The following is a 21,094-nucleotide window of genomic DNA, read 5'->3' on the forward strand; positions in this document are numbered from 1 at the left end:
TTAATCTACATGCTATTTACTAGATCAATTCTCATATGTAAACGTAAGGGAGGCACGCGTTGCCTCCTTTTTTATGTCTTACTTTTGATCCGAATGGGGATTCGGATTGAATCGTTGTGAGATTTTCTTCTCGGCTTTCTTGCGCCGAATCCAGCGCTTAAGTATGTTCTGTTGCTTTCTTTCTTCCAGTGTCTCTTTCATGCCTTGAATCATGAATTCGGATCTTCGTCTATCATCCCGACTAATCTCGCGTAATTCTTTAATAAATTTGTCGTCCATATCTGCCTCTCGCTCATTCAGGATAACATCATTATACCGAACGTACGTTCTTTTATCAAGTTTTACCATTAATCATTGTATCCTGAACTGATTCTGTGAAAAAGAGCACAGGAGCAGTCCCTTCCATATGTGAAAATGGAATAGAAAATTCAGTGCCATCTGTACACTTGTCTGGAGGGTGAGGTATGCAAGCAGGTGAAGAACGAATCAGACCCAAGCAGAGTCTGGGTAGATTATCGTGGGTACTCATTATATTGCACGGATTTTTGGGTGTTGGTGCGATCGTTGGAGGGGGAGGCCTCATTATCGATCCATCAGGAAGTCTCCTCCAAATGCCAAACTCGTTGTTGGAGCATTCCCCGTTTGGCCATTTTTTGATCCCGGGAATCATATTATTGTTGGTTCTTGGCATAATGCCGATCGTGATTGCTATTGCGCTTATGACTCACTTTCATTGGGGGATAGGGGTGAAACTTAATCTCTATACGGATCGGTATTGGGCTTGGACGTTCTCATTGTATATGGGGTTCGCACTTCATATCTGGATTATGGTTCAGGTATTCTGGATACAGAATGTCTCAGTCATTCATCTGATCTATTTTGCATGGGGCGTCGCAATTCAGGTTGTTACTCTGCTGCCTGAAGTACAGCGAAGATATTCCAGATAGACCATTCAACATGAATACAATCTGCATTATATGAAAACGGCTACTGACAGAACCTGGAGTGATCCTGTCAGCAGCCGTTTATGCTTTTATTTACTTGGATGCGTTGTAATTGCTCAAGAACTCTTTTACTTTGGCCGGATCAGACTTCAATTCATTCCCTGTCTGAACGAGCGGACTTACCGTAGAGTAGGCTTTGAGCTTGTTGTTCTTATAGAACTGCAGAATCTCATCCTGATTGATGGAGTACAGTACTGCCTTTCTGAAGTCACTGCTCTTCGCCACTTCTCTATTCTTGGTGTTAAACAGCAGATAGGAAACGGCGTTGCTTGGAATGCTCTGCAGCTTCAGCTTGCTGTCACTTTCAATGATGTCATACTTCGTTTCTGGTACCCCGTAATATAAATGAATTTCACTGCTGCGAAGGGCAGACAGCGCACTGTCAGCATCCGCGATGAAGCGCACGTTTACCTGAGAAATTTTTGGAGCATATTCAGATCCTTTGCGGTATCCGGGGTTTTGATAGAATACGCCTTCATAGTCGTTTTTGTAAGCCAGAATGTAAGGTCCGCTTGCATACAATGTGTTGTTGTACGAAGCACCCTCTGTTACCGTGTTCTGGTCACCATAAGGGATATCCTTGTTTACGTCAAAAGAAGCTACGTCATAGGTGTTGATGCTCTCCACCTGTTTTTTGGACACGATCCCCGCAGATTGGTGAGCCAGGTAATTCAGGACTTGAGGGAAAGGCTCCGTTGTGGTCAGTTTCACGACCTGATATTTACCTGCATTATTATCCGCTTTTGTTTTGTCAGAGACGAGTTCGGTGATTTTGGAATCGAGTCCTTGCTCGAGCGCGTCTTTGATGGTTCCGTTACCGCCGGATTGCTGGATGGATTCCAGGGTGCTCAGGTCGGTTACCAGCTCAGCTTCTTTGATATGCTCGTGTAAGCTGTATGTCCGGTGATCCGGAACAGAGTCTTTATTTTTGGCACGTTCCAGAGAGAAGATGACGTCATCGGCACCCACGCGCTCTCCGGTATCCACTGCTTTTTTATTGTCGATTTTCGCAAAGTTGATGTCGTCTCTCAGAATGAAATAATACTCCGAATTCCCTTCAGCAATGCTGAAATTGTGGGAAAGTGATCCTTCGGCCGTCAGTTGATCATCATCCGTCAGGTTAACAAGACGAACATACATGTTGGTGTTCAATTGGTTGATGGAGCCGTCGTTACCTTTGATTGGATCAAGGGAAGTCAGCACGGATGCACTTTGAGTCAGGATCAGCGGATCTTTAGTATTCTTGGAACTGTCCTTGAATTCAATGGGTTCCCAAGCCATGGCACGGGATTTGGACAGGCGCACCGTATCCGGATTCAGGATGTCCTGATTCACGGCCTGACTCTTCAGGGAAATGTACAATGGAGCGATGTAGGCTTGATCCGTTACCAGGCGGTCCTCCAATTGTTTGTATGTTTCCTTGTATTCTTCAGGTGTTTGGGTAGCTGCGGCGTCAATGAGTTTATCGATCTCTTCATCCGCCAGAATGCTGTAATCACCACCGGTTTTGAAAAGGGAACGAACCGCATAGTCCGGGTTACCGGTTACTGTTGTCCAGCTGGAGAGAGCGATATCATAGTTGCCTGCATCCTGTTGGGATTTGTAGCTGCCGTAATCGGGCTGCAGATTCAGCTTCACATTGAAGCCGTTTTTGGTCAGCTGATCACGGATGATATTAACGTCATTTTCGGAAGAACTTTGGGCGAGCAACTCAATGTCGACTGGGGCCTGATTCTGAGCGTTCTCTGCTGGCGCAGTCGGGGCAGTTTCCGATTGGGATTCGGACTTGGTCTTCACGCTGCAGCCCGAAATCACGATGACGAGAATAAGCAGCAATGAGATCAACGAACGTTTTTTCATGGGATTACCTCCTGGATAATTATGAATTGAATGAATGGTTTTGAATTAAGCCTTTACTAACTTCGGATCAAGTGCGTCGCGCAGACCATCACCGAGAAAGTTGAATGACAGAACGAGCAGAATGATAGCCAGCCCTGGATAAATGGCGAGATACGAGTGCGTTTCCAGATATGTACTGCCCAGCTTGAGAATGTTGCCCCATTCCGGGATATGTGGTTCGACACCCAGTCCCAGATAGCTCAGGCTGCTGGTCGCAATGACCGCTCCGCCAATCGTAAGCGTGGATTTGATGATCATTGGCGCAAGCGAGTTGGGAATGATGTGCTTGAAAATGATGGAACGGTTGTTATAGCCAAGTGCACGCGCAGCCTCCACGAATTCGAAGGTGGAAACATAGAGGACGCTGGCTCTCATGGTACGTGCATAAGTCGGGATGGAGCCCAGACTGAGTGCCAGAATCAGATTGACCGTATTCGCACCAAATGCTGCGATGATGGCAATGGCCAGCAGGATGCCCGGAATGGCATAGAGGACATCTAGCAGCCGCATGATGATATTGTCTGTGTGTCTTCCGTAGAATCCGGAGAAGGCTCCAAGGACTCCACCAATGATCACAGGAATAATGGTTGACAGGCAGCCTACAATCAGCGAGATACGGGCCCCGAATACGATTCGTGAGAACAGGCATCGCCCGAAATCATCCGTCCCGAGTGGATAAGCCAGAGATGGTGGTTGCAGCAGGGCGGAATAATTGTTTTCGACCGCCATGCTGTAATCAAAGGTGAAGAAACTGCAGATCGAGATGGAAAATAGAAAGATGATAAAAAACATGCCGGACATCGCTGTTACGTAGGGAGCCAGTCGGTCCCACAGATCGTTCCAGAAGTTTGATTTCTGTTTCCCTTGTCTCCGGTAGCGCCCGATGATGGAAATGCCGAGCAGCAGTGCAAACACGTTTCCTGTGACTGAAGTCAGGATCAGCAGGATGCTGACAGCAATCATCCAGCGCGGAATGATCGAAGCTGCAGTGTACTGGGCAACAATTATCAGGACGACCAGGTCAATGACCAGAATAAATAGCAATGCGGCCATGGCTGGCAAAAACGTATCTGATACATAGGGTTTGAACATATTGAGTGCCGATACGCCAATAACAAACAGCTGCGTCAGCAGCATATAGACCGCGAAGGTGTACTCCACTTGCTTTGCTTTTTTGATCAAATGAAATGCGGCTGTGACGATAAATATGTTGCCAGAGCAGATGGCCAGCAACTGAACCCAAGCGAGCCTGCGGGTTAATGCTGAAATATGTCCGTGTCTGGTCAAGTCTTTTCGGATGAGCAGCATCAGGATACTCTGAATGATCGTGAAGAAAAGATAGATACAAAGTGCGGTCAGCAGAAAGGGTCTGAATTCTTGCCTGCCCAGGTCATAGCTGTTGAACAGCAGTAACACCGTCAATAGGAGAGAAGTGACCCACGCAAAGCTGGCCTGACTGTACTCTGGTGAAGACTTAAGCCGGAAACGAACTTCTTGTGTTAAGGAACCCGAATTTGTCATATTGCACCTGCTTTAATATTGTTTCATCTTGGAACGTACTCTTGGATCGATAAATGCGTACAACAGATCTACGATCACATTAATGATGGAAATGGTAATCGCTGTATACACTACTCCGCCCATGATACTCGGAATATCGGGAATGAACTGTTTATCCACAATGTAACTGCCGAGTCCGCTAATATTGAACACTTTCTCCGTTACAGCTGCTCCGCCGAGCATACCTCCGAATTGCAATCCAACGACCGTTACAATTGGAATCAACGCATTGCGGACCGCATGTTTCAGCAAAACACTTCGTTCGCTTAATCCTTTGGCGCGAGCTGTCATCACATAATCTTCGTGAATGACCTCCAAAGTGGATGAACGGGTCATCCGGGCCACTGCAGCCGTTAATCCTGTTCCCAGAACAATGGTTGGCATAATGATGGACAGCCAGTTCTGAGGATTGAAGGTCGCAGGCAGCCACTGCATTTTAATTGAAAAGTTCAGGATGAAGATCAGTCCCTGCCAGAAGTTCGGGATCGATAATCCGATTAGAGCGATAAACATAAATGTGTAATCAAACAGCGAATTGGGCTTGATCGCCGAGATGATCCCGATTGGAAGAGCGATGACCAGGGCAAGCAGTAGAGAAATAACTGCAAGTGTCAGTGTAATTGGAAACTTTCTGGCTATGGTCGCGGTCACATCCTCATTTCCCGAGAAGGATTTGCCTAGATCAAACAGCGCAATTCCCTTGATATTGTTCCATAACTGAACGAGATAGGGTTGATCCAGACCGTATACATGATTAAAGGCTGCAATCTGCTCCTGTGTCGCTGTCTCTCCGAGAATGTTGGCTGCCGGATTGAACGGAGACAGATACAAGATGGTAAATACGAGGGTAGCTACACCCAAAATGACAAACATGGTCATCAGTATTCTTTCGAATATGTACTTTAGATAAGGATTGCCATAGATCCATAGAATGACGTACATCAGACAGCCTGGAATAATAGATAAGCCCACAAACCAGGGTTTATCCAGCAATGCACGGAACGTGTCGGCCATGGTCAGGCGCTGTTCTCCATGTTCCTGCAACCTGTGTGACGTTCGTTCATACAACTCTTTCTGATAGGTCTCCTCCAGCCATAGCTCTGCCTGACGCTTGAATTCAGTTTCACTGACCTGCTGCTGGAAGAAGCGATGTTTGCGCCTCAGCTGTTCTTCTACTATGGTTCGAAGCTTATCTCGGTAAGAAGAAGAATGCATCTCCTGTTCTACAGCTCGTTGAGCCGTTTGCCATCCATCCTTTTGGCGTCTGGATTGCCACACCAGAAGTACAATCAGATTGATCGGCAGCCCGAGAATAAACAGAACATATCGGTAGGAGGGATGAAGCAGCATTTTGCCATAAATGAAACTCAGATTCTGTGCAAGCCGTGACATTTTGCCGCCTACTGCAAGATTCAAACCGAGCAAACCTCCCTTCATTCAGGTTTAAATTGCATTATTCCGATTGATATAGTATATATTATTTAGGGTCTATTCAATTGTCAAGGTATGGAATTGTGTACATATTATGAAACGCGTAAAAATGAAGGAAAGCAGGTGTTTGCATGCAGCCTTTACTGAAAGTTAGTGATTTGTCGGTCTCTTTTCATTCCGGTGAGAGTGAGTTTCAAGCGGTACGGGAGGTCAGCTTCGAGGTACGGAAAGGGGAGACGCTTGGGATTGTTGGAGAGTCTGGAAGCGGCAAAAGTGTAACAGCCCGTTCCATTATGAGGCTGCTTGCTTCTCCTCCATCTCAGATGAAGCAGGGAGAGATTCTGTTCCGTGGAGTCAACCTGGCGACCAAAACGCAAAAGGAGATGGAAAGCATCCGCGGCCGTGACATCGGCATGATTTTTCAGGATCCGATGAGTTCGCTTAATCCGACCATTAAAGTTGGAAAACAAATCTCTGAGAGTCTGATCAAGCATCAGAAACTGTCCCGCAGGGAAGCGAAAAAGCAAGCCATCGCCATGCTCGAACTGGTTGGCATATCACGGAGTGAGGTGCGCTACAATCAGTACCCGCACGAGTTCTCGGGAGGCATGCGTCAGCGGGTCATGATCGCCATTGCACTTGCTTGCCGTCCCGAGCTGCTTATTGCCGATGAACCAACGACTGCACTCGACGTGACCATCCAGGCGCAAATCTTGAATCTGATGAAAGACATGCAGGAGCGGCTCGGGACGTCCATTATACTGATTACACATGATCTGGGAGTTGTGGCCGGAATGTGTGACCGCGTCGTGGTCATGAAAGAGGGACAGATCGTGGAATCCGGAACAACGGCAGAGATCTTCGCAAGTCCGAAACACGAATATACGTCCAGACTCCTGAATGCCTTGCCGCGGTTGGATGAGAAGAAGAAACCAAAACCCGTTTCGCTGTTCCCTAAGGATCTACAAGATGATCAGCCTCTGCTTGAGGTGAAATCCCTGCGGCAGCATTTTAATCTTGGCAAAGGCAATACACTGAAGGCAGTGAATGATATCAGCTTTTATATCCGCCAAGGCGAAACACTGGGGGTCGTAGGGGAGTCTGGCAGCGGTAAATCTACGACGGGGCGTGCCATCTTGAGACTGCATGAACCGACAGGTGGGGATGTCTTGTTCAAAGGTGTTCCACTGAACCGGCTGTCTGCTTCGGAAATGAAAACGATGAGACGGCATATGCAGATTATCTTCCAGGACCCCTATGCATCGTTGAATCCGAAATTAAGAATTATGGACATTATCGGTGAGGCTCTCGATATCCACCAGCTGACCAAGACAACAGCCGAGAGAGAGAAGCGGGTGGAAGAGCTGCTGGAAATGGTGGGGCTTGATCCATCCCATGCGCTGCGGTACCCTCACGAATTCTCTGGCGGTCAGAGACAGAGAATCGGCATTGCGCGCGCACTCGCTGTCGAACCGGAGTTTATTGTGTGCGATGAGCCGCTGTCTGCGCTTGACGTGTCCATCCAGGCGCAGATCGTGCAGCTGCTTGAGGAATTGCAGCAGCGGCTTGGTTTGACTTACCTTTTTATTGCACACGACTTGTCCATGGTCAAACATATCAGTGATCGAGTGGCTGTGATGTATAACGGCAAAATCGTTGAGCTTGCTGAGAGTGAAGTGCTCTATTCCAATCCACAGCATGCGTATACGAAGTCGCTTCTCTCTGCAATACCGGTCCCTGATCCGGCTGTGGAAGCGAAGAAAAAACGGACGGTGTATGAAGAAAACAGCAGGGAGCAGCTTGCGGATCGTTACAATCTGGAGCAGTCCAAGTGGGTCGAAGTAACGGAAGGACACTGGGTGGCCGTTTCTGGTTAGAATTGAATCAGAGTGATCAATCAAGCGGAAACAAAAAAAAAGAACCCCGTCAGTGATCTGTACAAGATCAACTGTGCGGGGTCCTTTATACGTTTGTTTTAGGTTGTGGACTTTATTATTTGAATTGTACAGATTTCTTGATGTTGTCGATTTCGGTTTTGCTTGCATCATCCAAATACGTGAAGATGAAGTTGAAGGCATAACCTTCAATGATGGTGCTGTAGTAATCTTGTGTAATGGTTGTGCCATCACCAGCATCCATTGTGATTTGCATAACATCCATCTCTTTACCGCCGATCGTTTCGGTTGCGAATTCTTTATATTCATAAGGGAACTGGCTGTCGACCATGAATTTCTTGGTTGCTTCCAGATAGTCTTTACCCGTGCGAATCCCTTGCAGCAGGCTGACTTTCTCGGCAATGGCCATAGCGGAAGGGCCAACTTCTTGACCACCCAGTGGCAACTCGGAAGCCATCAACAGATTCAATGTTTGAGCTTGGGACAGTTCAAGCTGTTTTTTCTTCGTATCATCGTCACCAGCAATGGCATCCGAAGAAGCACTTGTCAGCTCGTTCATTCCAGCTGCATCCTGGAACTCCCATTCCTCAGGGAATTTCAATGATACACCGAAGTAGTCATTCGTGTAGGAACCTTTTTCGGTTGTACCCAGTTCAACGTTTGCTGAATTGTCTTCTTCCTCCGCTGCTGCGTCAGTCGACGTTTCCGTATTTTCTGTTTCGTCAGTCTTGGCTGTATCCGTGTCTGTAGCGGCTGCAGTTTCTGTTTTAGTCGTGTCTTCCGTTTGAGCGTTGTTATCTGCTTTGTCACCGCAAGCAGCTGCAACAAGCATCATCATGATTAACATAGCGAATACAGACGTTTTTTTTGTGATAGACATAAAACCCTCCTGAAATAAATGTGTGTGTTCTCTCTCTGTAATGTTGCTTACTCCAAAATTGTAGCACAAACGTTCTTCTTTACCACCTATAGGAAACTATAGGGGTCCCTCTATAAATAAGACAATCGGCTGGCAATTGAAACAGCTTCCGTGCTGGATTGCACACCTAATTTGTTGAAGATCACTTTTTTGTGGTGATTCACAGTGCATTCCTTGATTTTTAATTTCAAAGCAATGGCCTTAACGGTCAATCCTTTTGAGATCATCCCAAGGATGGTTAACTGACGTTCAGTGAATTCCACGGAAGGTGTCTCGGGTGGAACGGATGACATCAGGCTCTGGTAGCTGTTCTGCATATGGGCAGGGATGAGCTTGGCAATGGCGATTAATTCACTTTGCATATCTGCGTTAATGGTGGACACATCCAGATAACCGGAATGGTTGAGTCCTACAGACAGAGGTGTGGCGTAACAGTGCCATTGTTGAAAAAGCGGGCTCTCATGCTGCTCTGGTGGCAGCAATACCGGTTCGTTCTTTTCCATCGTGGCCGAGATGGCGTTGATTCCGCAGCTCTGTGCTGTAAAAACCATACCTGGACGAATCGGTGAGTGCTTCACTTCATCCTCCAGGTCGTGGCTGTAATCCATGGCAAGCAGCACGCCATCCGCGTCCGTAAGCAGAAACAGATAGGTGCTGGACAGGTTCTCTCGGATATCCGACAGACTGTGCTGGAAGGCGCCGATCAGAAAGTGATTGATTTTGCGCAATCTTTCCAGACTGGTCCTGGAAATATATTTAATATGAGCCATGCCGGATCTAGGTGCACTGATGTCAGACCAATGTTCCAGCAAGGCCGATGTAGTGACAGACATGATATTACCTCCTTACATTTAACCAATGGTTTCTACGACGCGACCTTCCTGGTCGGTAATTTCAGTTCTGAGTATTCGGATTACCATGCCGGGAAGGGAAGGTATCTCGAATGTCATTTCCGAAGGTTTAAGATGAGCTGTCAGTTCGTTTACTGTCTGTTCATTCACGGTTACGGTGGTTTTGGTTTCTTCTTCATAAAAAGAAGCGTTCTCCCCGGCCTCGAAGGTGATATTTACACCTGAACCGATGAGTGATAACGGAGCCCCTTTTGCAATGCGGCTGCGCAGTATTTTTCCAATCAGAACCGCCTGTTTGGCTCCAAGCTGGAGCTCGGCAGGTACATTTTTTTGCAGCAATCTTTTGCGGGAAGGTGTCCAAGCCAGTTGTTGTATGAATAAAAATGCCGTGCTGGAGCCTTCAAGCTCAATTCCACGCTGAACAGCCTGCCCAACCGATGGAATATCCACATAGGAGTTACGCATGAGATCCGTGACATATTTGGGCATGAAAGGTTCGCATGATTTGAGGAATCCGCGAGTGTTCCATGTTTGCATCGTTTCAAGTTCACGTCCGGTGATTCCGACCATCTGAATAAACTCCATTGTGCCGTTAGGGGTGGACAGCTGCTTCAGATCCGGGTCTTCAATGAAAGAAAGGGCGGTCAGCAAGGTATCAGAGCCCAGACAGATCGGTCCGTTGGCATCCAGGTAGTCGCCTGGGCGAAATACGTTACCGCTATTGAAGACATACCGTCCCATATTCTGTAACAAGTTCAGAGCCCAAGCGGGAGGTTCAATCTCATCCTCTGTTCGGGTAAGCCGAAAGGTCAGTTCGAATCCATATCCACTGTGCTCTGGATCATTGGTTTCTTTGTCATACAGTTCTGAGAATCCGTACGTTACAAAATGCCAATGAGGCGTTGGATGTTCCACTTTATAGGCACTGATTCCATCCAGAGGGTCAGGTCCTCCAAGTGCATAAGGGATGGCTGTGCCATAATGTTTGGGTTCCTGCTCCCCATAAAGTTCATTAAATGCTGTATCAATGGCATCCCAGCCGGCTGTGCTTGCTTCATCAGTCATGATGGGTTCCTCCTTCAGTGTTCAATCTCCCAAAAAACATGTAAAATTAAGTTTACCTTTCTCACCTATCGTTTCAAGCGGCTTAAGGCTGAATTATGTTAGATAGGACTTCGGGGTCCCAAATCACATTTCAGGGAGGCATTTTACATGAGTATGAAAGATATCTTTCTTGCCGAATTCAAGCAGGAGAATTGGGACTCATTTGTTGTGAGCTTTACCGATCGCTATCTGGAGGTTGATCCGAAACTGGTGGAAAGCGCAAAACAAAAGGGAATTCCGGCAGATATATGTCAGGTGCTTTTATGCGAAATGGGAGAGTATGCACTGTCATGGGTGAATAAAAAGGTGCCTGCTTTAGGCGACCAAAGTCCTGCAAGCTATCTGGGTCATAAAGACGGCGAAAATGCATTGAGAGCAGCGATAATGCAGATGCCGCGTTAAAGTTCTTCTATATAAAATGGGTGTCACGTGGTGAAGTTGATTTTAAAATATAGATATGTTACGCTTACATCACGAGAGAAAAACAACAGAATAATCAATACATCGTTTGATGGATTGTTACTGCGAAGACAGGCAAAACCTAAACTGATGGTGAAATGAAAGCTCCTTTTTTTGGCGCTATTTTACCTTGAGTTTAGGTTTTTCTTGTTTTCTGGCCTGTTTTGGGTCCATGGATCAGGAACAATCTCATTTGGATCTACTGATTACCGTGTTGGTTTGCTCGAAATAGGACATTCTATCTTTCTGACTTGTCATACAAAATAAATTGTTGAAAAGAGGTTGTTGTTCATGACTACGGCAAAAAAAGGATTTCCTGAAAACTTCCTATGGGGCGGCGCTACAGCTGCCAATCAATTGGAGGGTGCATTCGATAAGGACGGCAAAGGACTCTCCACAGCAGATATGATTGCCCATGTTCCCAAAGAGAAACGTACTGGCGGACATGCGATGGAAATCTCTTCTTCCCGAATTGAAGAAATTCTGTCAGGCAAAATTGAAGAGCGTTTCCCGAAACGTTTTGGTATCGATTTCTACCATCGTTTTAAGGAAGACATCGCTTTATTTGCCGAAATGGGCTTCAAAGTATTCCGCTTGTCCATTCACTGGGCGCGTATTTTCCCGAACGGTTATGATCAGGAGCCGAACGAAGCAGGTCTGAAATTCTATGACGAAGTCTTCGATGAACTCTTGAAATACGGCATTGAGCCGCTGGTAACCCTGTCTCACTACGAAACTCCGCTTGGTCTGACGCAGAAGTACAATGGTTGGGCTGGCCGTGAAGTTATTGGGCACTACGTTAGATATGCAGAAACGGTATTCAACCGTTATAAAAATAAAGTGAAATACTGGCTGACTTTCAATGAAATCAACGTTATGCTGTTCAGCCCGTACACTGGCGGCGGCATCCTGATCGATAAAGTGGACAACAAATTGCAAACGACGTATCAAGCACTGCATCATCAATTCGTAGCAAGTGCAATGGTAACGAAACTTGCCCATGAGATCATGCCTGGCTCCCAAGTGGGCTGTATGCTCGCTCGCATGGAGACGTATCCGGCGACTTGTAATCCGGTAGATGTTCGTTTGGCTCAACACGAGAATCAGATCAACCTCTTCTTCACGGATATGCACGCTCGTGGTAAATACCCGAACTACATGGCACGTTATTTTGAAGAAAACAACATCGTGATTCAAAAAGAAGCTGGCGATGATGAAATTTTGCTGAACAACACGGTCGATTTCATCTCCTTTAGCTACTATATGTCCGTAACCAAATCAGCTTCTGCTGACCTGGAAGAAACCGCAGGCAACTTGGCTGGCGGCGTGAAAAACCCTTATTTGGAAGCTTCCGACTGGGGTTGGGAGATTGATCCAATCGGTCTGCGTGTAACGCTGAACAACTTCTGGGATCGTTACCAAAAACCTTTGTTCATCGTTGAGAACGGCCTTGGAGCTTATGACAAGGTAGAAGAAGATGGCTCAATTCATGACTCCTATCGTGTGGATTACCTGAAAAAACATATCGAGCAAATGAAAGAAGCCATTAAGGATGGTGTGGATCTGATCGGATTTACGGCGTGGGGTCCAATTGACCTGGTGAGCATGTCCACTTCCGAAATGTCCAAACGTTACGGCTTCATCTACGTAGATCTGGACGACGAAGGTAACGGAACCCTTGAACGTTCCAAAAAGGATTCCTTTGACTGGTACAAAAACGTGATTGCAACCAATGGGGAACAGCTGTAATACGGGTTCGGATAGCGTGAACGCTTTTGACAAACAATGAAAAGACACGATAAGAGAGGAATGATTGAGATGACAACACCATTTCCGAAGGACTTTCTATGGGGCGGCGCGGTAGCCGCCAACCAGCTTGAAGGAGCTTATAATACGGACGGTAAGGGATTGTCTGTTCAAGACGTGATGCCTCACGGGATCACAACGCCAAGAACAGAAGGACCTACGGAAGATAACCTGAAATTGATCGGTATCGATTTCTACAACCGTTACAAAGAGGATGTAAAACTGTTTGCCGAAATGGGCTTTAAGGTGTTCCGTACATCCATTGCCTGGTCCCGAATTTTCCCTAAAGGGGACGAGCTGGAGCCAAACGAGAAAGGTCTGCAATTTTACGATGACCTGTTCGATGAGTGCCACAAATATGGGATTGAACCACTTGTGACGATCTCTCACTATGAGACGCCGCTGCATCTGTCCAAAACGTATGACGGCTGGGTTAACCGCAAAATGATCGAGTTTTACGAACGTTATGTAACGGTTCTGTTCAACCGGTTCAAAGGCAAAGTAAAATACTGGCTGACATTTAATGAAATCAACTCCATTTTGGAGGAGCCATTCATGAGCGGCGGGATCTATACGCCAAAAGATCAATTGAGCAAGCAGGATCTGTATCAGGCGATTCACCATGAGTTGGTGGCAAGTGCACTGGCTGTTAAACTGGGTCATGAAATTATGCCGGAAGCCAAAATCGGCTGCATGGTTCTGAGTATGCCAACGTATCCGCTGACTCCGAATCCGGATGATGTGGTTGCAGCGATGCATGCAGAACAACGCAACGATATCTTTGCCGATATCCACGCACGTGGATACTATCCAAAATACATTAACCGTTATTTCAAGGCGAATAATATCAATATCAAGTTCGAAGACGGAGATGCGGAAATTCTGAAGCATACGGTAGACTTTATCTCATTCAGCTACTATGTAAGTATCTGTGAGACAGGTGATCCGGAGAAACGCATTGAAGGAAAAGGAAATCTGTTTGCAGGTGTTCAAAACCCTTACCTCAAAGCAAGTGAATGGGGCTGGCAGATCGATCCGCAAGGTCTGCGTGTGACGCTGAACAAATACTGGGATCGCTATCAAAAACCTTTGTTCATCGTTGAGAACGGGCTGGGTGCCGTGGATGAACTGATTACGGACGAGAACGGCAATAAAACGGTAAACGACGACTATCGCATTCAATATCTGAATGACCACCTGGTGCAGGTTGGTGAAGCGCTTGAAGATGGTGTCGAAGTTATGGGCTACACTTCATGGGGCTGTATCGACCTGGTTAGCGCATCGACTGCAGAGATGAAGAAGCGTTACGGGTTCATCTATGTGGACCGCAACAACGACGGAACAGGTTCCCTGGATCGTTACAAGAAAAAATCATTCCATTGGTACAAAGAAGTTATTAGTACTAATGGTGCAAGCCTGAAAGGCATTAACGAATAATAGTGGTTCTAAAGGCATGGTTGACAAGCATCTTCTCATGTCATAATTAGTCACATTAACCGCTTTCACAAAAACATTGTCATATAGATAATTATATGGTAAGATGGGCCTAAGGCTAATGAATAACTGGATTGTTACTGTTCAATCAGGCAAAACCAGAAGCAGGGCATTTTTCGTGACCTGCTTTGGTTTTGCCTTTTACTACTTTGACGGTGCAAGGTGATGTGAAGAAATGAAAATTGAGAAGGTGCTCAACAACAACGTAGTTACCGTGATTGATCCAGGTGGAAACGAACTGGTCGTCATGGGGCGGGGAATTGCCTTCAAAAAACATGCTGGTGAATCGATAGACGAAAGTCTTGTCGAAAAAATATTCTCATTGGAAAGCAAGGAAGTATCGCAGAAACTGAAAACGCTTCTGTCCGATATTCCAGTTGAATATGTTGAATGCTCGGATGAAATTATTCGTTATGCGGAGACGGTGTTAGGTGAGAAGTTGCATGAGAGCATCTATATTTCACTAACGGATCATATTCATTTTGCCATTGATCGACATCGTCAAGGATTGCAGATCCGTAACGCACTGTTCTGGGAGATCAAGCGCATGTACCGCAAGGAATATGCCATTGGACTGAAGGCACTTCAGATTATTGAAGAAACGCTGGGTGTACTGCTTCCCGAAGACGAATGCGCATTCATCGCCATGCATCTGGTCAATGCCCAGATGAACGGTGAGATGAGAGAAACCATCAGTATTACGAATATTGTCAAGGACATACTCAACATTGTAAGACGCAGTTTTGTCATTGAACTGGATGAGGATTCGCTGAGCTATTATCGATTCTTAACCCATCTGAAGTTCTTTGCTCAACGTGTACTGCAAGGTACAGCCATTGAAGACAAGGAAGAAGATAATCCGCTTCATGATCTGGTGAGTAAGCAATACCCTGAAGCATATGCCTGTGCAGTCAAGATTAATGATTATACACGGAAGATCTATAATCGGGTCTTGTCTAAGGAAGAAATACTGTATCTGACGATTCACATTGAGCGTGTTGTAAGAAATGAACAACCAATCGAATAATTTTGGGATTGTTACTGCTAAAAAGGCAAAACCTAAACGTTGAATAATGATAAGCTGAAACTGCTTTGTCATTATTCAGTGTTTAGGTTTTTTTTTAACCTTCATTACACATCAAAGGAGCAAAACACAATGGATAAACAACAATTGTCCAAAGATATTCTGAAGTTGGTCGGTGGAGAAGAAAACATTGATCAAGTCACGCACTGTATGACAAGACTCAGATTTAATCTCAATGACAACGGCAAAGCTGACAAAGCAACGCTTAAAAATACACCGGGCGTTATGGGTGTTATGGAGAATGGTGGTCAATTTCAGGTCATTATCGGGAACGACGTGCCTGTGGTGTATAACGCGCTTGTAGGAAACATGTCCAAAGCACCTACATCCGAATCGGCTGGAGCTTCCACAGGGGAGAAGAAAAAGAGAAACCCGCTGAGTGCCCTGTTTGACTTCATCTCGGGTATGTTTACACCAATCCTGCCGGCGATTACCGGTGCTGGTATGATCAAAGGGATCGTGGCGATCCTCGTAGCCCTTGGCTGGATGTCTGATACCAGCTCAACCTACATCATTTTGTCCGCGATCGGTGATGGAGCATTCTACTTCCTGCCAATCATTCTGGCAATTAGTGCTTCCCGCAAACTGGGCAGTAACATGTACATTGGTGCAGCACTCGGTGCTGCGATTATGCACCCGACGATCACAGCATTGCTGGCTGAGGGAAATACGACGTTTGCAAGTATTCCAGTCGTAGCAGCAACATATTCATCTACGGTTATTCCGATTGTTATTGCAATCTGGATTGCATCTTATGTAGAAAAAGCGGTTGACCGCGTTACACATGCATCGTTGAAATTGCTAGTTGTACCAACGGTAACATTGGTAATCATGGTGCCATTGACTCTGATTGCAATTGGACCACTGGGTTCTATTATCGGTAACGGATTGTCCGGCGGTATCTCATGGTTGTTTGACAATATGTCTGTTCTGGCAAGTATTCTGATTGGTGGTACAATGTCCCTGTTGATTATCACAGGTATGCACTATGCACTCACACCAATCGTTATCGGTTCGATTACAACATTAGGTTATGATTTCATTATTCCGTTGATGTTTGCGGCAAACTGGGCACAAGCAGGTGGTGCACTTGGTGTCGCACTCAGATCCAAAAATGCTACAACGAAATCTCTTGGTTTCTCTACAGGTTTGACCGCTGTTATGGGTATCACGGAGCCTGCAATGTACGGGATTAACATGAAATTCAAAAAACCGTTTATTGCTGCCCTGATCGGTGGAGCAGTCGGCGGTGCATTTATGGGGATTTTTAATGTTAAAGCATATGTAATTACAGGTCTTGTTGGTTTGCCAAGTATCGCAGCCTTCATCAGCCCGGCTATCAGCACTTTGATCTTCGCTATCGTTGGTGGAGCAATTGCTCTCGTGGCAGCTACAGTCCTTACGTATATCCTTGGTTTCCAGGAAGAAGAAGCACCAAAAGTAGTTGAGGCTCCGGCTCAACCGGTTGCTGAAGTAAACAACGCAGCTCCTGCTGCAGTTGTAATCGAAGAAGAAAAAGTACAGGATCAAGAAGTATTCAGCCCGATTACAGGGGAAGTAAAACCGCTAAGCGAAGTACCAGACCCTGCATTCTCTGAAGAAATTATGGGTAAAGGATTTGCAATTCAGCCGACTGAAGGTCGTGTCGTTTCCCCGATTAACGGAACCGTGTTCTCCTTGTCGAAGAGTGGACATGCCATTGGTCTGGTCAGCGACAACGGTGCAGAGATGCTGATCCACATCGGAATTGATACGGTGAAGCTGAAAGGTCAATTCTTCTCGCCTAAGGTTCAGGCGGGTGCAAAAGTTGCTGTGGGTGATGTATTGATGGAATTTGACCGTGAAGAAATCGAAAAAGCGGGTTATACAACCATTACACCAGTCATCATCACAAACATGCATCAATATGAGTCGATTGTATCTGCAGGTCGTACTGCAATTAAAGAGCAAGAACTGCTCTATACAGCCAAAGCCTAACCTATAAGAAACAGCAGAGTTTCCAAACGTACTGGAGACCCTGCTGTTTTTTGTTTATAGCTATAAGCTATTCGTGGTATGTTACCGCAGCGGCATAACCGTTGCATCCAGAAACAACATCTCATCTGTTATGTTCCTATGGGAGCATTTCCCGTACCAATTGCACGAATTGCTGGGCCGGCTTGGACAGATAACGATGATGAAGCCAGACGAGCGCTGAGCCCACGGTGGAGTTCGGATCAAGGATCCGATATACATGGAATGATTGTTCATGATGGAGCTGCAGCACGGTGCCAGGTACGATGGAATTCGCGAATCCGAGCCGGACCAGCTCTAGCAGCATGGCGACATCTGAGCATTCACCCATAATCGAAGGCTTCACCTGATGTTCACGGAACTTCTCGAGAATCAGTTCAAACATGCCGAGTCCCTCTGTGCTGGGAAGCAGGAGTGGAATTTCTGCCAACTGATCAAAGTAAGTGCCATTTTCTCCGGTGGTCTCCAGGGGTTCCGAGGATATGTAGTAGAGTGGCTCTTGCGGCAGATGCAGCACCTCGTAGTGTTTCGTTTTCACCGGCATACGTACGCAGGCCAGCTCAATCAGTCCATCATCCAGCAGGCTGCATAGTTGAGCGGATTCATTTTGCTGAATTTTGTAGGTTACTTGAGGATGGCTTGTGCGAAACTGCTGGAGCGCCTTCGGGATCAGACTATCGGAAATGGTATTCATGCCCAGGGATAACTTGCCCCGGATTCCATAACGGAAGCTCTGCATCTCCATGACGGCTTCCTCCATATATTTGGTCATCGTGACGGCATAGTCATAGAAACTGCGGCCTGCTTGCGTCAATTCCATCATGCGCCCTTTGCGTTCAAATAACGCTACGCCAAGCTCTTCTTCCATCAGTTTTAATTGCTGACTGAGTGGAGGCTGAGCCATGTGCAGTCTTCGGGCAGCTGCGGTAATTTGTTTCTCTTCGGCAATGGCAATAAAGTAGCGACATTGTTTGATATCCACTTGTTTTCACCCTCGTTGCAAGTATATGTATTTCGTATAGTTAGCCAACAAAACATGTATTTTTAATATACTATCCTCTTATGTTAACATACATTAGATTTACGCACCTAAATAGCAAGATTCGATCTCCATTGGAACGCTGATCCACAAGGTTAACAACGAATTGGAGGATGAAACGCATTGGTTAAAACGATACATGCCGCTGCTGAAGCTGGACATACAGATGAGGTTATCCGGTTTATTACACAAGGTGCCGGGTTGAATGAACGGGATGCGCTTGGGCGGACTCCGCTAATGGCTGCAGTGCATGGCAATAAGATACAGACCGTTAGCATGTTGATTGATGCTGGAGCGGATATCAACATTCAGGATGGTCGATTGGATAATCCATTGTTATATGCCAGCGCCGAGGGCCTCAAGGAAATTGTTGAAATGGCCGTCTCGGCTGGGGCAGATACAAGATTAACGAATCGCTTTGGCGGAACCGCACTTATCCCTGCAGCAGATCGGGGTCATGTGAACATTGTGGAATTCCTGCTGACTTGTACGGATGTGGATGTGAACCATGTCAACAATCTGGGCTGGACAGCTCTGCTGGAGGCCGTCATTCTGGGAGACGGAGGACCCCGGCATCAGCAGATCGTGGCATTGCTTCTGCAATATGGTGCCGATCGGGAGATCGCGGATAGGGATGGCGTTACCCCGCTAGCTCATGCCAGACGGAACCGTTATACCGAAATGGAACGGATGTTATCGAAGACTGAATGAAGGTGCCTAATTCTAATTGAGGCGCGAAAGGACACGAATTATATCATGAACAGACATCAAGAGCATTTCATTACAAAATATATGAGTCAGACATCATCTCTGGTTTTGGCAGGAATTCAATGGTTCTTCTTCCTGTTTACCAACACGGTCGTGGTGCCATTATCCATTGGTCATAATTTTCAGATGTCACCGGATGCCATTGCTGCATCCATGCAGCATGCTTTTCTGCTCACCGGAGCTGTGTGCATTCTGCAGGCAGTCTGTGGACATCGCTATGCGGTCATGGACGGACCGTCCGGTCTGTGGTGGGGATTGACGCTCAGCCTGACTGTCTCGGCATCTTCCGCCGGCATGAGTCTGGAGCGGATCGGAGGCGGACTTGCTGCCGGCTTCCTGCTCGCAGGACTAACCATGGCAGTTCTTGGCCGATTGGATGCAGCCCATCTGCTGCAGAAGCTGTTTACACCCATGGTCAAGAGCGCTATGTTATTTCTTATGACGATTCAGCTGACCATGAATTTCTTCAAAGGCATGATTGGATATACTGAATTCGGTACATTTAACTTGCCGGTTGCAGCTCTATCTGTAGCTATTGCCTTTCTGGTCGCCCTGATCCAACTGAAGGGAAGAGGCAAACTGGGCAACTATTCCATCCTCATTGGCATTGTGACAGGCTGGATTGCCTACAGTTTTGTGTTTCCAGGCCAGCATTCAGGGTTATCGGGCAATTCTGGGGGGAGTTTGTTTACGCTGTTTCCATGGGGAGTACCGACGTGGGAGCCGGGCATTATTGTAACTGCGTTCTTCGTGGGATTGGTCAACATGACGAATTCAATTACGACATTAAGCACGGTTGAGAAAATATATGAAACACAGACGACAGATCAGCAATATAAACGCTCCTATGTACTAACCGGATTGTTCAGCATGCTATCCGCATGTGTGGGTGTGCTGCCATTTGGTTTATTTGCTTCGTCCATCGGTTTTCTGGAAAGTACTCGAATTTTGCGGCGTGCTGCTTTTATTATCGGGGCTGCCATGTTATTTATTTTGGGGCTTACCCCTTCGGTGACTGCCTTTTTTGCGCAAATACCACCGAGTGTGGGCAGTGCCGTGCTGTTTGTAGCCTATCTGCAAATGTTTGGAACGGCTCTCCGCACCATTGAGGGCACCGCGTTTAATTCCAAGACGATCTACCGCGTGGCTCTGCCCGTGCTAACCGGAGTTGCCGTGATGAACATCCCTGCTGAAGCCTTTCAGGCATTACCGATTTACCTCATTCCGATTATTAGCAATGGTCTCGTAATCGGGGTTCTGGTCTCGCTGATCCTGGAGAAAAGTGTGAACTGGTCCAAAATGGAGAATGCTTCTACCGCAGGCAAAACCGTTACTTCACCATGATTTTCCCTTGTCCGGCAAGCATGCGCAGTTCCCTGGACAGGCGATCATGGTTCCCGTCCTGTATTTCAAGCTGCACGCCGTAATGCCAGGTTTCATTCTCCTCGTTGCCCCAACGCAGAGTTCCTTCCAGATCTAAAGGATCTTCAAAAAGAAGCAGATTCATTCCGATCCGGATTTCATTGGACTCCACATGCAGGCTTAGCGGAAATGAAAGCTGGCATCCCGATCGGCTGATATCGATTAATTCGGCCTGAATGGGTTTGTGCGGAGCAGAGACTCCGTTAATGCTGATAATGTAAATTTCAAACATGATGGGTTCCTTCAATGTATAACGAAAAGGCTCTCTTCTAAGGTTGATTGACATAGTTTCCTCCACAAAGTTCAAAAGATTCATGTTATGGATATATCGTCAATTTGTACCCGA

General features: G+C 46.5%; 18 protein-coding genes. 9 read left to right on the forward strand and 9 right to left on the reverse strand.

What is annotated here, in order from left to right; genetic code table 11:
- Nucleotides 1-78 precede the first annotated feature (78 nt).
- A complete protein-coding gene (locus tag MH144_RS10405) occupies nt 79-279 on the reverse strand; it encodes a hypothetical protein (RefSeq protein WP_095290136.1) in 201 nt (66 codons plus the stop codon).
- A 185-nt stretch (nt 280-464) separates the two neighbouring features.
- Between MH144_RS10405 and MH144_RS10410 the strand changes: the two genes are divergently transcribed.
- A complete protein-coding gene (locus MH144_RS10410) occupies nt 465-947 on the forward strand; it encodes a hypothetical protein (protein WP_239299592.1) in 483 nt (160 codons plus the stop codon).
- A 90-nt stretch (nt 948-1,037) separates the two neighbouring features.
- Here MH144_RS10410 and MH144_RS10415 read toward each other — a convergent pair whose 3' ends face one another.
- From MH144_RS10415 to MH144_RS10425, 3 genes are read right to left on the reverse strand one after another with little or no spacing between them, the layout of a single operon-like run.
- Nucleotides 1,038-2,864 carry an ABC transporter substrate-binding protein gene (locus MH144_RS10415; RefSeq protein WP_239299593.1) on the reverse strand — a complete coding sequence of 609 codons (1,827 nt, stop codon included), beginning with the start codon at nt 2,862-2,864 and terminating at the stop codon, nt 1,038-1,040.
- 45 nt (nt 2,865-2,909) lie between these two features.
- Nucleotides 2,910-4,424 carry an ABC transporter permease gene (locus tag MH144_RS10420; RefSeq protein ID WP_239299594.1) on the reverse strand — a complete coding sequence of 505 codons (1,515 nt, stop codon included), beginning with the start codon at nt 4,422-4,424 and terminating at the stop codon, nt 2,910-2,912.
- Between the two features lie 12 nt (nt 4,425-4,436).
- Complete coding sequence (locus MH144_RS10425; protein ID WP_481857347.1) at nt 4,437-5,879, reverse strand: ABC transporter permease; 1,443 nt, start codon at nt 5,877-5,879, stop codon at nt 4,437-4,439.
- 146 nt (nt 5,880-6,025) lie between these two features.
- Here MH144_RS10425 and MH144_RS10430 point away from each other — a divergent pair, with 146 nt between their 5' ends.
- On the forward strand, nt 6,026-7,771 hold the full coding sequence (locus MH144_RS10430) for an ABC transporter ATP-binding protein (RefSeq protein WP_239299595.1): 1,746 nt from the start codon (nt 6,026-6,028) through the stop codon (nt 7,769-7,771).
- A gap of 115 nt (nt 7,772-7,886) precedes the next feature.
- On the opposite strand, the gene MH144_RS10435 is transcribed toward MH144_RS10430, so the two are convergent.
- The 3 genes from MH144_RS10435 to MH144_RS10445 form a co-directional block, all read right to left on the reverse strand.
- Nucleotides 7,887-8,669 (reverse strand): hypothetical protein, encoded by a 783-nt coding sequence (locus MH144_RS10435; protein ID WP_239299596.1) that lies wholly within the window; start codon nt 8,667-8,669, stop codon nt 7,887-7,889.
- A gap of 110 nt (nt 8,670-8,779) precedes the next feature.
- Nucleotides 8,780-9,541, reverse strand: a complete 762-nt coding sequence (locus MH144_RS10440; RefSeq protein WP_239299597.1) for a LuxR C-terminal-related transcriptional regulator — start codon at nt 9,539-9,541, stop codon at nt 8,780-8,782.
- An 18-nt stretch (nt 9,542-9,559) separates the two neighbouring features.
- Nucleotides 9,560-10,624 (reverse strand): suppressor of fused domain protein, encoded by a 1,065-nt coding sequence (locus MH144_RS10445; protein WP_239299598.1) that lies wholly within the window; start codon nt 10,622-10,624, stop codon nt 9,560-9,562.
- A gap of 147 nt (nt 10,625-10,771) precedes the next feature.
- Here MH144_RS10445 and MH144_RS10450 point away from each other — a divergent pair, with 147 nt between their 5' ends.
- The 5 genes from MH144_RS10450 (at nt 10,772) to MH144_RS10470 (ending at nt 17,483) form a co-directional block, all read left to right on the forward strand.
- Entirely contained in the window at nt 10,772-11,065 is a 294-nt protein-coding gene (locus MH144_RS10450; protein ID WP_239299599.1) for a hypothetical protein, read from the forward strand.
- A 348-nt stretch (nt 11,066-11,413) separates the two neighbouring features.
- Nucleotides 11,414-12,871, forward strand: coding sequence for a glycoside hydrolase family 1 protein (locus MH144_RS10455; RefSeq protein WP_239299601.1), 1,458 nt, complete (start codon nt 11,414-11,416; stop codon nt 12,869-12,871).
- A gap of 69 nt (nt 12,872-12,940) precedes the next feature.
- Entirely contained in the window at nt 12,941-14,365 is a 1,425-nt protein-coding gene (locus tag MH144_RS10460) for a glycoside hydrolase family 1 protein (RefSeq protein ID WP_481857348.1), read from the forward strand.
- A 232-nt stretch (nt 14,366-14,597) separates the two neighbouring features.
- On the forward strand, nt 14,598-15,449 hold the full coding sequence (licT, locus tag MH144_RS10465; RefSeq protein WP_239299603.1) for a BglG family transcription antiterminator LicT: 852 nt from the start codon (nt 14,598-14,600) through the stop codon (nt 15,447-15,449).
- Between the two features lie 129 nt (nt 15,450-15,578).
- Complete coding sequence (locus MH144_RS10470) at nt 15,579-17,483, forward strand: beta-glucoside-specific PTS transporter subunit IIABC (protein WP_239299605.1); 1,905 nt, start codon at nt 15,579-15,581, stop codon at nt 17,481-17,483.
- 136 nt (nt 17,484-17,619) lie between these two features.
- Here MH144_RS10470 and MH144_RS10475 read toward each other — a convergent pair whose 3' ends face one another.
- Nucleotides 17,620-18,501, reverse strand: coding sequence for a LysR family transcriptional regulator (locus tag MH144_RS10475; protein ID WP_239299607.1), 882 nt, complete (start codon nt 18,499-18,501; stop codon nt 17,620-17,622).
- Nucleotides 18,502-18,681: 180 nt separating this feature from the next.
- Between MH144_RS10475 and MH144_RS10480 the strand changes: the two genes are divergently transcribed.
- Together MH144_RS10480 and MH144_RS10485 are read left to right on the forward strand one after the other, a co-directional pair.
- Nucleotides 18,682-19,269, forward strand: a complete 588-nt coding sequence (locus tag MH144_RS10480; RefSeq protein ID WP_239299610.1) for an ankyrin repeat domain-containing protein — start codon at nt 18,682-18,684, stop codon at nt 19,267-19,269.
- Between the two features lie 45 nt (nt 19,270-19,314).
- A complete protein-coding gene (locus MH144_RS10485) occupies nt 19,315-20,670 on the forward strand; it encodes a uracil/xanthine transporter (protein ID WP_239299612.1) in 1,356 nt (451 codons plus the stop codon).
- Here the strand turns inward: MH144_RS10485 and MH144_RS10490 are convergent.
- Nucleotides 20,657-21,034, reverse strand: a complete 378-nt coding sequence (locus MH144_RS10490; protein WP_239299614.1) for a PilZ domain-containing protein — start codon at nt 21,032-21,034, stop codon at nt 20,657-20,659. The two genes, MH144_RS10485 and MH144_RS10490, sit on opposite strands and share 14 nt — an antisense overlap.
- Between the last annotated feature and the right edge of the window lie 60 nt (nt 21,035-21,094).

It is taken from the genome of Paenibacillus sp. ACRRY (genome assembly GCF_022346995.1).
In the GTDB taxonomy this organism is placed as follows: domain Bacteria; phylum Bacillota; class Bacilli; order Paenibacillales; family Paenibacillaceae; genus Paenibacillus.

What these genes read in the sequence shown, in the direction of transcription:
- MH144_RS10405 (WP_095290136.1), bottom strand. Translation starts at nt 279, where the DNA reads ATGGACGACAAATTTATTAAAGAATTACGCGAGATTAGTCGGGATGAT.
- MH144_RS10460 (WP_481857348.1), top strand. Translation starts at nt 12,941, where the DNA reads ATGACAACACCATTTCCGAAGGACTTTCTATGGGGCGGCGCGGTAGCC.
- MH144_RS10445 (WP_239299598.1), bottom strand. Translation starts at nt 10,624, where the DNA reads ATGACTGATGAAGCAAGCACAGCCGGCTGGGATGCCATTGATACAGCA.
- MH144_RS10415 (WP_239299593.1), bottom strand. Translation starts at nt 2,864, where the DNA reads ATGAAAAAACGTTCGTTGATCTCATTGCTGCTTATTCTCGTCATCGTG.
- MH144_RS10455 (WP_239299601.1), top strand. Translation starts at nt 11,414, where the DNA reads ATGACTACGGCAAAAAAAGGATTTCCTGAAAACTTCCTATGGGGCGGC.
- MH144_RS10440 (WP_239299597.1), bottom strand. Translation starts at nt 9,541, where the DNA reads ATGTCTGTCACTACATCGGCCTTGCTGGAACATTGGTCTGACATCAGT.
- MH144_RS10435 (WP_239299596.1), bottom strand. Translation starts at nt 8,669, where the DNA reads ATGTCTATCACAAAAAAAACGTCTGTATTCGCTATGTTAATCATGATG.
- MH144_RS10485 (WP_239299612.1), top strand. Translation starts at nt 19,315, where the DNA reads ATGAACAGACATCAAGAGCATTTCATTACAAAATATATGAGTCAGACA.
- MH144_RS10410 (WP_239299592.1), top strand. Translation starts at nt 465, where the DNA reads ATGCAAGCAGGTGAAGAACGAATCAGACCCAAGCAGAGTCTGGGTAGA.
- MH144_RS10450 (WP_239299599.1), top strand. Translation starts at nt 10,772, where the DNA reads ATGAGTATGAAAGATATCTTTCTTGCCGAATTCAAGCAGGAGAATTGG.
- MH144_RS10430 (WP_239299595.1), top strand. Translation starts at nt 6,026, where the DNA reads ATGCAGCCTTTACTGAAAGTTAGTGATTTGTCGGTCTCTTTTCATTCC.
- MH144_RS10470 (WP_239299605.1), top strand. Translation starts at nt 15,579, where the DNA reads ATGGATAAACAACAATTGTCCAAAGATATTCTGAAGTTGGTCGGTGGA.
- MH144_RS10420 (WP_239299594.1), bottom strand. Translation starts at nt 4,424, where the DNA reads ATGACAAATTCGGGTTCCTTAACACAAGAAGTTCGTTTCCGGCTTAAG.
- MH144_RS10490 (WP_239299614.1), bottom strand. Translation starts at nt 21,034, where the DNA reads ATGTCAATCAACCTTAGAAGAGAGCCTTTTCGTTATACATTGAAGGAA.
- licT (WP_239299603.1), top strand. Translation starts at nt 14,598, where the DNA reads ATGAAAATTGAGAAGGTGCTCAACAACAACGTAGTTACCGTGATTGAT.